This is a genomic window from Pseudophaeobacter sp. C1-32P7 (assembly GCF_041008775.1).
GTDB classification, from domain to species: Bacteria; Pseudomonadota; Alphaproteobacteria; order Rhodobacterales; family Rhodobacteraceae; genus Phycobacter; species Phycobacter gallaeciensis_A.
In genome coordinates, this window is the sequence record NZ_JAXGFR010000004.1 from 229,032 (window position 1) to 240,198 (window position 11,167).

The 11,167-nt window shown below is 61.2% G+C and carries 15 protein-coding genes; 8 read left to right on the forward strand and 7 right to left on the reverse strand.

The genetic code is table 11. The annotated features are described in order from the left end of the window. Nucleotides 1–17 precede the first annotated feature (17 nt). The 5 genes from def (SM763_RS07875) (at nt 18) to SM763_RS07895 (ending at nt 2,828) form a co-directional block, all read left to right on the forward strand. The gene (def, locus tag SM763_RS07875; protein WP_274833349.1) at nt 18–539 is read left to right on the forward strand and encodes a peptide deformylase; all 522 of its coding nucleotides are present in this window, start codon (nt 18–20) and stop codon (nt 537–539) included. 36 nt (nt 540–575) lie between these two features. Next, the gene (def, locus tag SM763_RS07880) at nt 576–1,082 is read left to right on the forward strand and encodes a peptide deformylase (protein WP_368998175.1); all 507 of its coding nucleotides are present in this window, start codon (nt 576–578) and stop codon (nt 1,080–1,082) included. Further along, a complete protein-coding gene (gene def, locus SM763_RS07885; protein WP_274835498.1) occupies nt 1,079–1,576 on the forward strand; it encodes a peptide deformylase in 498 nt (165 codons plus the stop codon). The genes def (SM763_RS07880) and def (SM763_RS07885) overlap by 4 nt, the downstream gene beginning before the upstream one ends. A gap of 15 nt (nt 1,577–1,591) precedes the next feature. Then, a complete protein-coding gene (gene fmt / locus SM763_RS07890) occupies nt 1,592–2,497 on the forward strand; it encodes a methionyl-tRNA formyltransferase (protein WP_368998176.1) in 906 nt (301 codons plus the stop codon). Between the two features lie 94 nt (nt 2,498–2,591). After that, on the forward strand, nt 2,592–2,828 hold the full coding sequence (locus tag SM763_RS07895; RefSeq protein ID WP_274838266.1) for a GlsB/YeaQ/YmgE family stress response membrane protein: 237 nt from the start codon (nt 2,592–2,594) through the stop codon (nt 2,826–2,828). 5 nt (nt 2,829–2,833) lie between these two features. On the opposite strand, the gene SM763_RS07900 is transcribed toward SM763_RS07895, so the two are convergent. From SM763_RS07900 to ispH, 6 genes are all read right to left on the reverse strand, one after another. Continuing rightward, nucleotides 2,834–3,457, reverse strand: a complete 624-nt coding sequence (locus SM763_RS07900) for a trimeric intracellular cation channel family protein (protein ID WP_274833353.1) — start codon at nt 3,455–3,457, stop codon at nt 2,834–2,836. A gap of 58 nt (nt 3,458–3,515) precedes the next feature. After that, entirely contained in the window at nt 3,516–3,986 is a 471-nt protein-coding gene (gene rnhA / locus SM763_RS07905) for a ribonuclease HI (protein ID WP_065271536.1), read from the reverse strand. Continuing rightward, a complete protein-coding gene (locus tag SM763_RS07910; RefSeq protein WP_368998177.1) occupies nt 3,979–4,572 on the reverse strand; it encodes a class I SAM-dependent methyltransferase in 594 nt (197 codons plus the stop codon). The genes rnhA and SM763_RS07910 overlap by 8 nt, the downstream gene beginning before the upstream one ends. After that, the gene (locus SM763_RS07915) at nt 4,569–5,021 is read right to left on the reverse strand and encodes a DUF3429 domain-containing protein (protein WP_274833355.1); all 453 of its coding nucleotides are present in this window, start codon (nt 5,019–5,021) and stop codon (nt 4,569–4,571) included. Before SM763_RS07915 ends, SM763_RS07910 begins: the two co-directional genes overlap by 4 nt. Then, a complete protein-coding gene (locus SM763_RS07920) occupies nt 5,018–5,632 on the reverse strand; it encodes a LysE family translocator (RefSeq protein WP_065271533.1) in 615 nt (204 codons plus the stop codon). The genes SM763_RS07915 and SM763_RS07920 overlap by 4 nt, the downstream gene beginning before the upstream one ends. 142 nt (nt 5,633–5,774) lie before the next feature. Next, nucleotides 5,775–6,770, reverse strand: coding sequence for a 4-hydroxy-3-methylbut-2-enyl diphosphate reductase (ispH, locus tag SM763_RS07925; protein ID WP_368998178.1), 996 nt, complete (start codon nt 6,768–6,770; stop codon nt 5,775–5,777). 267 nt (nt 6,771–7,037) lie between these two features. Between ispH and SM763_RS07930 the strand changes: the two genes are divergently transcribed. Then, nucleotides 7,038–9,239 carry an ATP-binding protein gene (locus SM763_RS07930; protein ID WP_065271531.1) on the forward strand — a complete coding sequence of 734 codons (2,202 nt, stop codon included), beginning with the start codon at nt 7,038–7,040 and terminating at the stop codon, nt 9,237–9,239. Nucleotides 9,240–9,408: 169 nt separating this feature from the next. Here the strand turns inward: SM763_RS07930 and SM763_RS07935 are convergent, their stop codons facing one another. Then, nucleotides 9,409–9,981, reverse strand: a complete 573-nt coding sequence (locus SM763_RS07935; protein WP_274830289.1) for a LabA-like NYN domain-containing protein — start codon at nt 9,979–9,981, stop codon at nt 9,409–9,411. Nucleotides 9,982–10,116: 135 nt separating this feature from the next. Here SM763_RS07935 and folK point away from each other — a divergent pair, with 135 nt between their 5' ends. After that, on the forward strand, nt 10,117–10,689 hold the full coding sequence (gene folK / locus SM763_RS07940; RefSeq protein ID WP_368998179.1) for a 2-amino-4-hydroxy-6-hydroxymethyldihydropteridine diphosphokinase: 573 nt from the start codon (nt 10,117–10,119) through the stop codon (nt 10,687–10,689). A 90-nt stretch (nt 10,690–10,779) separates the two neighbouring features. Further along, nucleotides 10,780–11,133 carry a DNA-directed RNA polymerase subunit omega gene (gene rpoZ, locus SM763_RS07945; RefSeq protein WP_065271528.1) on the forward strand — a complete coding sequence of 118 codons (354 nt, stop codon included), beginning with the start codon at nt 10,780–10,782 and terminating at the stop codon, nt 11,131–11,133. Nucleotides 11,134–11,167 lie beyond the last annotated feature (34 nt).

The window sequence follows — 11,167 nt, forward strand, 5'->3', positions numbered from 1 at the left end:
TCGCCTAAATCAAGCGCATGAAACGTCCTATCCTGATCCATCCCGACCCCCGCCTGAAAAAGGTTTGCGTACCGGTTGCCGATATTTCGGACGATCTGCGCACCCTGGCTGATGACATGCTGGAAACCATGTATGCGGCGCCGGGCATCGGTCTGGCGGCGCCGCAGGTTGGCATCCTGCAACGGGTGATCGCACTGGATTGCGCTAAGGAAGGCGAGGGCGATGCGCGCCCGCTGGTGATGTTCAACCCCGCTGTGATTGCATCTTCGGACGAAACCAACGTCTACGAGGAAGGCTGCCTGTCGATCCCCGAGCAATACGCCGAAGTCACCCGCCCCAAAGTGGTCGAAGTGGAATGGATGGATCGGGACGGCAATGCGCAACGGGAAACCTTTGACGGACTCTGGGCGACCTGCGTGCAGCACGAGATCGATCATCTGAACGGGAAACTGTTCATCGATTATCTGAAACCGCTGAAGCGGCAGATGATCACCCGCAAGATGCAAAAGCTGAAACGCGAACGCGCCCGGGAGCAGTAAGGCTCTGCCTGGAACGTTGAAAGAGGGGGCTTGCCCATGGCCGTTTTACCGATCCTGAAATGGCCTGATCCGCGGCTCAGCCAGCGCTGCGCCCCGGTGGAGCAGGAGCAGCTCGACGATCTCATCGCCGACATGTTCGACACAATGTACGCCGCCAATGGCCGGGGTCTGGCTGCGCCGCAGGTGGGGGTGCTGAAACGCCTCTTCGTGATGGATTGCACCTGGAAAGAGGGCAAACGCTCCCAAATGGTGATGATCAACCCGTCGATCATGGCGGTTGAACGCGTGCCGGTGACGATGGAAGAAGGCTGCCTGTCGATCCCCGGTGTCATGGTTCCGGTCGAACGCCCCGTGGCGGTCACCGTGCAATGGACCGCTGCGGAAGGGGACATTCACATGGCCGATTTCGACGGGTTCGAGGCGCGCTGCATCCAGCATGAATTCGATCATCTCAATGGCACCGTGACCTTTGACCATCTCGATCCCGAAGCCCGCTCTGCGGTCGAGGCTGAATACACCGCCCTGAAAGGGACTTCCGAATGACTGTCCGCCCCTGCCTGCCCTGGCCCGACAAACGCCTGCGTACTCGCGCCGAAGAGGTCACCGAGATCACCGACGAGATCCGGCAGATCTGGCAGGACATGATCGACACGATGGAGGCGATGCCGGGTGTCGGCCTTGGTGCCAATCAGATCGGCGTGATGCTGCGCCTTGCGGTGGTGGATGGCTCGACCGAGCGCGGCAAGGCAGTGCGGATGGCCAACCCCGAGATTCTGCATGCCTCCACCCAGCTGCGCGAACACGATGAAGCCTCGCCCAACCTCCCCGGCGTGTCGGCCAAGGTGAAACGCCCCCGCGCCGTCACCGTGCGCTATATGGATGAGACCGGCGAGATCACCGAGCGGGATTTCGTCGGGATCGAGGCCACATCCGTTCAGCACCAGATCGACCACCTCGATGGCAAGCTCTATATCGACCGTCTCAGCAAGGTGAAGCGCGACATGCTGATCCGCAAATCCAAGAAACTGACCGGCTAAAGGGGGATCAGGCCCATGCGCGTCATCTTTATGGGAACTCCCGAGTTTTCCGTGCCGGTGCTGGATGCGCTGGTCGAGGCCGGACACGAGATAGCCGCCGTCTATTGCCAGCCGCCGCGCCCGGCGGGGCGTGGCAAGAAGGATCGCCCGACACCGGTCCATGCCCGGGCCGAGGCGCTGGGCCTTGAGGTGCGCCATCCAGTCTCACTCAAAGGGGCCGAGGAACAGGCAGAGTTTGCTGCGCTGGGCGCTGATGTCGCCGTGGTGGTGGCCTATGGGCTGATCCTGCCGCAGGCGGTGCTGGATGCGCCGAAACATGGCTGTCTCAATATCCACGCCAGTCTTCTGCCGCGCTGGCGCGGGGCGGCGCCGATCCACCGTGCCATCATGGCTGGGGATGCGGAGACCGGCATCTGCATTATGCAGATGGAGGCCGGACTGGATACCGGCCCGTTACTGCTGCGCCGCGCCACCGCCATAGAGGCCGAAGAAACCACTGCGCAATTGCACGATCGGCTGTCCGCGATGGGCGCTGGCTTGATCGTCGAGGCGTTGGAGAAGCTGACCGAGCTTGTGCCTGAGGTGCAGCCCGAAGACGGTGTCACCTACGCCAGCAAGATCGACAAGAGCGAGGCGCAGATCGACTGGTCGCGCCCGGCGGAAGATGTTGATCGCAAGATCCGCGGACTGTCGCCCTTCCCGGGCGCCTGGTGTGAGATTGACGGACAGCGGGTAAAACTGCTTGCCTCGCGCCTTGCTGATGGCAGCGGCGAAGCGGGTGAGGTGCTGGACGATGCCCTGACCGTTGCCTGCGGCAGCGGCGCGGTCGAGCTGTTGCGCCTGCAGCGGGCGGGCAAGGGTGCGCAGGATCGCGAGATCTTTCTGCGTGGCTTTCCGGTGGCGAGGGGTGTCAGGCTTTAACGGGTCTGCTGCGTCTTTCCTTTGCCGGGCGTGAATGCCATCCTCTTCTCTAACGGGGCGCTGATCCTCGTGCCAAGCCATTGGAGGAAATCAGATGTCCATTGTCGCGCTTATCATCATCGGGGCCGCAGCCGGGTTTCTGGCGACGCGGATGATGCGGATCGAGGCGGATATCATCACCACCGTGGCGATCGGCATCGCGGGCGCCCTGGTTGGCGGGTTGGTGCTGCGCACGCTGCTGGCGGTGATGGGGATGCTATCCGGTCTGGTCGGGGCGGTGCTGGGGGCGCTGCTGCTGATCTGGCTCTGGCAGAAATACCTGCAAAAGTAGGAGCCTCAGCTGCGCGGTGGTCGGCTCTTGTAGACTGGCAGGTGCCAGCCAAAGGCGATGGACCCCGCGCGAAGTCCCCAGCAGACTGCGCCGCAGGCCAGCAGGGCAGGCCCGGTGTCCAGCCCCGCCCAGATGGCGGTGACGGCAGTGATCGCCCCGGCCATGGCGCAGGAGATATATAATTCGCCTTGTTTCAGGACCAGCGGCACCTCGTTGCAGACCACATCGCGCATTAGCCCGCCAAGGGATCCTGTCGCCATCCCCATAAGAACCACGATCACCGGCGGTTTTCCCATGGCAAGCGCGGCGCCGGTGCCCGCCGGGACCGCCACCGCAAGGGCAAAACTGTCGAGCCAGATCACCCATTTCATCCGGCTTTCCACCAGATGAGCGGTGACAAAGACGATACCGGCGGCCCCCGCTGCCAGCAGGATGAAATTGGGATCATCCACCCAGAACACCGGATGCCGGTCCAGCAACAGATCGCGCACCGTACCGCCACCTACCGCAGTCAGGCAGGCCACAAAGGCAAAGCCGACGACGTCGAGCTGTGCCCGGCTAGCCACCAACGCGCCGGTCAGGGCAAAGACCAGCACCGAAGCGTAATCAAGCAGGGTCAGAAAACTCATGGTCGCAATAACCCTTGGGCGGTGCTGCGGAGTTGGCCGGGCCGGGGAGAGATCCGTCTCAGGCCGATTTGCGTTTGCCGGGTTTGAAAGGTGCCATGCCGGCGCGGGCCAGCTCATCTGCGCGTTCGTTTTCGGGATGCCCGGCGTGGCCCTTGACCCATTCCCATGTCACGTCGTGCTGGTGCTGCGCCGCATCCAGACGCTGCCACAGCTCGGCGTTTTTCACGGGTTTCTTTGCAGCGTTCTTCCAGCCGTTTTTCTTCCAGCCGAAGATCCAGCCGGTGATACCGTTCTTCACGTAGTTACTGTCAGTAACGATGGTAATTTTCGTCGGACGGCTGAGGCTCTCCAGCGCGTTGATCGCCGCCAGAAGCTCCATCCGGTTATTTGTGGTCTCTGGCTCGCCGCCCTTCAACTCGCGTTCCTTGACGATCTCGTCGCCGTCCATCGCACGCAGCAGCACACCCCAGCCGCCGGGACCGGGATTGCCCGAGCAGGCGCCATCGGTATAGGCAAACAGATCAGCCATGGGTGGCCACCGAAATCCAGTGTGAAACCGAGCCGTCCAGTCCGGGGCCTTTGCCGTGGCTGCGGTCCAGAGGGGTGAAACCGGCGGTGGTCAGCAGATCGATCAATTCGTCTTCCTCGTAGTAGGTGTAAAGGCGGCCAATGGTGTCGCGGGCCTCGCCTTTACCGAGCTTGAGCGCAATGTAAAAGGCGCCATTGGGTTTCAATGCCCGGTGGATGTCCTGCAGATGCCGGGGCATGTCGCTGCGCGGGGCGTGCAGCAGGCTGAAGTTGGCCCAGATCCCGCCGTAGATCCCGTCTCCGGTGATCTCGTCAAAGCGCGCTTGCCAGGCGTTCACGCCGTCAATCTGCGCGGCAAGGGCAGTCATTTCGGAGGAGGCATCCGTGGCGTCCACCCGCAGGCCTGCCTCTGCCATCACCCCGGCCGAGGTGCCCGGCCCGCAGCCCAGATCCAGTACCCGGCCATTCGCAGTGCAGGCCGCGATAAAGGCGGCTAGCCTGGGATCGCTGCTGAGGTAGTCCTGGTTCAGCGCGGCGTAGTCTTTCGCGCGGGCATCATAGACCTTGATGGTTTCGGTATCGCTCACAGGTATACTCCGGCAGAGAGGGAGAGGATGACCACCAGCGTCAGCAGCACCCGCAGACGCAGCCACCAGGGCGGGGTCAGGTTCCAGATGGAAAAGACGCAGTCCAGCAGCAGCAGCCCTGCGAAACCGTAGATCAGGTTGGTTCCGGCACTCAGCGGCCCGCCGCCGGTCATGAAGAACGCCCAGAGGGCAGGGATCACCGACAGGGCATATCCCGCGGCAGCCTTGGCACCGCTCGTTTTTGTGGCAAACCCCCAAAGGACGCCGGACATGAAGCTCAGGATCACTGAGCCATAGAACAGCTGTACATAGGGACCGACGAACCTTGGGCCCAAATGGCTGCTGCCCCAGGCCTGCAGGTCGGGCAGTAACAGCGTGGCTGCGCCCCAGACAAAGGGGATCAGACCAGCCAGCCCCAGGGCCAGCGGGACAAGCGGGATACGGTTCATGCCCGTTCTGCCGCCAGCCGCACGGCAAGAGCGGCAAAAATCGCGGCAAAGCCACGGTTCAGCCAAGTCAGCACCCGTTCAGAGCCAAGAACGAAGTCGCGGGCCTTGGCGGCAAAGACGCCATAAAGAACAAAAACCACAAAGGTCAGCACCATGAATACGGCGCCGAGAAGGGTCATCTCGGCGGTGGCGCTCTCCGGGATGCCCGACAGGAAGGGCGGCAGCAGAGCGAGGAAGAAGACCGACAGTTTCGGGTTCAGGATATTGATCAGCGCGCCGCGCCGGGCGATGCGCAGGCCTGATTGCGGGCGGCTGTCCGACGTGATCGAGAGGGCACCACCGGATTTCAGCGCCTGCCAGGCCAGATACAGCAGATAGGCAACCCCTGCCAGTTTGACGACCTGAAACAGCAGGGCGGAACTGTGCAACACGGCAGCAAGGCCCAACGTTGCAGCTGCCAGATGGGGAAGGATGCCGAAGGTACAGCCAAGCGCCGCCCAGAGGGCAGCCCGCGTTCCCTGGCCAAGCCCAAGTGCCAGCGTGTAGACAACCCCGGTGCCGGGCGCGATGACAACCACAAGGGCGGTGATCAGGAACTGCATTGAAATCATCTCTCGGGCCTCCTTGCGGCGCAGTGGTGTTGATCAACTGCTAACACGCTGCGCCCGTTCAGGGGAGTCCCGGCACGCGGCAGATCTGTCGCGCGTGTTTGGGATCCGTCTGCTATAAAGGCCGACCCGGTTCTGGTCCGCTTCAGGCCGGTGCGCGCAGCACGCGGGGAACTTTGAACTCGACCCGCTCGACCGCGGTTTCCACGATGTCGACGGTGACATCGAAACGGGCACGGAAGGCATCGATGACCTCGTTCACCAGCAGTTCCGGCGCAGAGGCGCCTGCGGTGATGGCGATGCTGCGGATCCCTTCGAGGGCGCGCCAGTCGATATTCTCGGCCCGCTGCACAAGCTGGGAATAAGCGCAGCCCGCCTTGGCGCCGACTTCGACCAGGCGCCGCGAATTGGAGGAATTGGGCGCGCCGACCACCAGCAGTGCGTCGGATTTTGGCGCCACGGCCTTTACTGCTTCCTGGCGGTTGGTCGTGGCATAGCAGATGTCTTCCTTGTGGGGGCCGACGATATTGGGAAACCGCGCCTCAAGCGCTGCAACGATGTCCTTGGTGTCGTCCACCGACAAGGTGGTTTGCGTCACATAGGCGAGCCGGTCCGGATCGCGGACCTCGACCGAGGCGACGTCACCGGGGGTTTCGACCAGAAGAACCTCGCCTTCGGGCACTTGGCCCATGGTGCCGATTGTCTCTGGGTGGCCCTTGTGGCCGATCATGATCATCTGCAGGCCCGCCTCGGCGTGGCGCTGGGCCTCGATATGCACTTTGGACACCAGCGGACAGGTGGCGTCCACATAGACCATCTGACGTTTTTCCGCTTCTGCGGGGACGGATTTCGGAACCCCATGCGCGGAGAAGATCACGGGGCGGTCGAGCGGGCATTCGTCCAGTTCCTCGACAAAGACGGCGCCTTTGGCGCGCAGCCCATCAACCACGTATTTGTTGTGCACGATCTCATGGCGCACGTAGACCGGTGCGCCCCATTTCTCCAGCGCCATCTCCACGATCTTGATCGCCCGGTCCACGCCCGCGCAAAAACCACGCGGGGCGGCCAGGTAAAGGGTCAGGGCCGGTTTCGCGGGCTGATTGGTCTGGGCCTGCTGGCCGGAGGACAGGTCTGAAGTCATGGTCGCGCATCTCCTTGCACGGCAGAGGTAGGGTTTTCCGGCCGCAAGGTCCAGAGGCAGCTGCCTGTTGCAGGCCACCCTAGGGCATCCTGCTGAAAACGACTGTAGATTGTCGCAGAAATGACGGAATGTTAACCTGATGCAGGCAGGCTGCTGTTTTGGATAAGGTGATTTCAGTGCTTTGCCTGCGGTTAGAGTGCGGGACTGAAAACACCGGTTTTCGCGAAACCCTCTTCACAGGGCGAGCGTTTGGTCTTGGGGGCCGGAGTGGCGGACGTAGCGAGTACAAAGAAAATCAGCAGCACCGCTGAATGGCGCGCGGTCGAGGACAGTATGGAACGCCGGTTCCGTACGGTACGGACCACGGCCAATCTCGTTGTGGTGATGAGTGTTCTGTGGATGGGTTTTGGCATCTACATGGGAGAGCTGACGGTCGTCGAAATCGCTCTGATCGCCGGCGCCGGTTCAGCGGCTGCCTGGTATCTGATGCGCACGCGGCACAAAATGGCGGCGCGGCTAATCTGGTTTGTCGCCGGCCTGTGCACGGTTCTGGGCGGGGTTTTCAACCTGCACCCGGCCAGCAGCGTCGAGTTCATGTTCGTGGCGCTTCTCGGCGGGCCGTTCATGGCCTTCTCTCTGAAGCGGGAAAAGCCCTATATCATCGGGCTGATCGTGGCGGTTCTGTGTGCCTGGATCGGGTACCGGCTGCTGGGTTATGATTACTTTGGCTCTCCGATCTTTGACGAGGAATTTTCTCGGACCTACCTGTCGATACCGATCATGCTGACCGTCTTCGGCATTATCATGATCGAGATGATGGCCTTTGGGCAGCTGACGGATTCCTATGGTCAGGAACTGTGGAAATCGCATCAGAAAGAGCGCAAGGCCAATCGTGCCAAAAGCGAATTTTTGGCCGCGATGAGCCATGAAATCCGTACCCCGATGAACGGGGTCATCGGCATGGTCGAAATTCTGGAGAGCACCGAGCTTTCCCCGGAACAGCGGCGTATCCTGCATGCGATCAAGGAATCGTCGTCTTCCTTGCTGTGGATCATCGACGATATTCTGGACGTGTCGAAAATCGAAGCGGGCAAGATGGAGCTGTCGAATGCGCCGATGCGTTTGCTGCCCGTTGTCGAAAGCGTCGCCGAAACCCTGCGGGCCCATGCAGATCAGAAACGGGTCGAATTGTCCCTGTCGGTGCAGGCGAACCTGCCGGATTCTATCCTGGGAGACGCCGGTCGTCTGCGTCAGGTGCTGCTGAATCTGCTCGGAAATGCGATCAAGTTTTCGGCACCGCAGTCGGATGAACCCGTCGGCCAGGTCAGCTTGCGGGTGCAGTTGCAGGGGGACGACTGGATCGAGTTCGTCGTCGAAGATAATGGTATCGGCATGGATGCAGAGGTTCAGAAGGCGATCTTTCAGCCCTTTGAACGCTCCGGGGATGTGGTCAAGCGTATGATCCAGGGCAATGGTCTGGGGCTGACCATCGTCAAACAGCTTGCAGAGAAGATGGGCGGCGAAATCTCGGTCGATAGTACTCTGGGAGACGGGGCGACTTTTACTCTGCGGCTGCCGGTGGCGGATGCCTCCGGCCCGCTCAAATGCCTGCGGCTGTCGGGGAAACAAGTCGTTGCCATGCTGCCCAAGGGCACCGACCGGGCCTGTTGGTCTTCTTATGCGCTGGCGGCGGATTGCGATATCAAATGGGTCGCAAACCGGGATGAGTACATGGCGATCGCGCGCAAGGCGGGACCCGACAAGATCTTTGTGCTGACGGCACCGACCGAGCAGGATCGTACGAGTGAATGGCTGCGCAGCCGGATCGAAGAAGAAGCGCCAGGCGTCAAGCTGCTGTCCCTGAGCCGCGACCGGACCGATGTCACGGGCATTCGCGCCCCGGGACGGTATTCGGTTCAGGACCTGCCGGTGATCCCCAAACATTTCTGGGACGGTCTGGCTTACCTGTCCGGTAGGGCGGCGCCGCAGGACCAGACGCGGGGCGCCCCCGTCTCTGAAGCGTCGGGACATGTAGGCGGGCGCATCCTGGTGGCTGAGGACAACGAGATAAATCAGGCCGTTTTTGAATCCCAATTGGAACTGCTGGGGTATTCCGCAACGATTGTCCGGGACGGCAAGGAATGCCTTGAGGCCTGGGAGACCGGTCAGTTTGACCTTGTGCTGACGGATTGCCAGATGCCGACGATGGACGGGTTTGAACTGACGGCCGCCCTGCGCGCGGCCGAGGCCCGGGACGGGCGCGGTCATACGCCGGTGATTGCCGTCACGGCCAATGCGCTGGAAGGGGAGGCGGATAAATGCCTTGCGGCGGGCATGGATGACTACTTGTCAAAGCCGGTGACCATTGCCGCGCTTGAAAAGGTTTTGAACGTTCATATGCCATCGGGCTCGGCGCTGCCGCAGGGGCTGGGGCGGCCACCGCCTGCTGCCCGTTCTGCCGGAGGATAAAAGCCCGAAGGTAGAAGGGGGCGGGGGAGCCGAGAACGGCCGGTGTTTCCTGCAGTTTCTGTCCGACAAGGGACCGGAATACAAAGAAAGGCGCCCCGAGTGGTTGGGCGCCTTTCTTTTGTTTTGATATCTGAAGGCCTGTGCAGCCCCAATATTCAGCTGTGAGAGGTCAGGACTGGGCCGCTGCGGGGGTCCGCTGCTCGTTCGGGTATTCGCGCGGCGGGCGGCCAATCACATCCTTGAGCTCTTCCAGCTCGATGAAATTGTCGGCCTGACGGCGCAGTTCGTCCGAGATCATCGGCGGCTGGCTGCGGATGGTCGACACCACCGATACCCGGACGCCCTGCCGCTGCAGGCTGGCGATCAGCGGGCGGAAGTCGCCATCTCCTGAGAACAGCACGATATGGTCCACACGTGGCGCCAGCTCCATGGCATCGACGGTCAGTTCGATATCCATGTTTCCTTTGACCTTCCGGCGGCCCATGCTGTCAGTGTATTCCTTGGCTGGCTTTGTAACCATGGTGAAGCCATTGTAATGCAGCCAGTCGACCAGAGGACGGATCGGAGAATACTCGTCATTTTCCAGCAGTGCCGTATAATAAAAGGCCCGCAGAAGCTTGCCGCGACGCATGAATTCTTGCCGCAAAAGCTTGTAATCGATGTCAAAACCCAATGCCTTGGCGGCTGCGTATAGATTCGATCCATCGATGAACAGCGCAAGCCGTTCGTCTTTGTAAAACATCAAAATTGTCCTTCCGATATAACTATTCCGCCAGTGTACCGTGAGTGAATGCTAAAAAGCGGCGAAACAGGTGGACTTAATGTAAGTTATTTGACATCTGCCGCAAGTGGAAGGATTTTCGGAAGCGAGGCCAAAATGACCGAAAACCGGTCAAAATCACTGATCGCGCTGGGAGGAAACCTGAACCTGCGCGATTTGTTGCCGCAAGACACCCTTGCGGCGGCCGTCGGGGAATTGCCCGGTGCGGGAATTTCCTTGCGCGCGGTTTCCCGGTTTTTCAGGACGCCCAGTTTTCCTGCGGGGGCCGGGCCTGACTATGCCAATGCTGTCGTAGAGATCGAAACAAGCCTTTCTGCGCAGGCACTGCTGACCCGGCTGCACGAGATCGAGGCGCATTATGCCCGCGAGCGCGGAGAGCGCTGGGGTATGCGGACGCTTGATCTCGATCTGATCTCGTTAGGAGACAGTGTCCTGCCGGATCAGGATGAATATGTCCGCTGGCGCGATCTGCCGCTAGAAGTGCAGATGAAGGCAACGCCGGACCAACTGATTCTACCGCATCCGCGGGTGCAGGACCGCGCCTTTGTTCTGGTGCCGCTGTGCGACATCGCGCCGGATTGGTGTCATCCTGTGCTGCAAAAAACAGCCGCCCAGATGCGGGATGCCCTGCCAAAAGCAGATATCGACAGCGTTATCCCGATATATTGACCCGTTTCGGGGTTTTCTTCGCTTGTCAATAAAAACATATGGGCGTAGAAGTCTCCCTTCCGGACCCACTAATATTTTGGAGAGTCGCCCATGGCCCGCGTGACGGTTGAAGATTGCGTAGACAAAGTCCCCAACCGGTTTGAGCTGGTAATGCTTGCGGCCCATCGTGCCCGCGAGATTTCCGCAGGCGCCCCGATCACCGTGGAGCGTGACAACGACAAGAACCCCGTCGTGTCGCTGCGCGAGATCGCAGAAGAGACCCAGAGCGCCGACGAGCTGCGTGAGCGTCTGATCGAAAGCAACCAGACCCAGATCGAAGTCGACGAGCCCGAAGAGGATTCGATGGCGCTTCTGATGGGGGCCGACAACGACAAACCCTCCGAGGACGATATGTCCGAGGAAAAACTGCTGCGTGCGCTGATGGAGGCCCAGAGCCAGGGCTGAGCGGCGCAGAGATTGCTACCTGAGGCTGCGGACC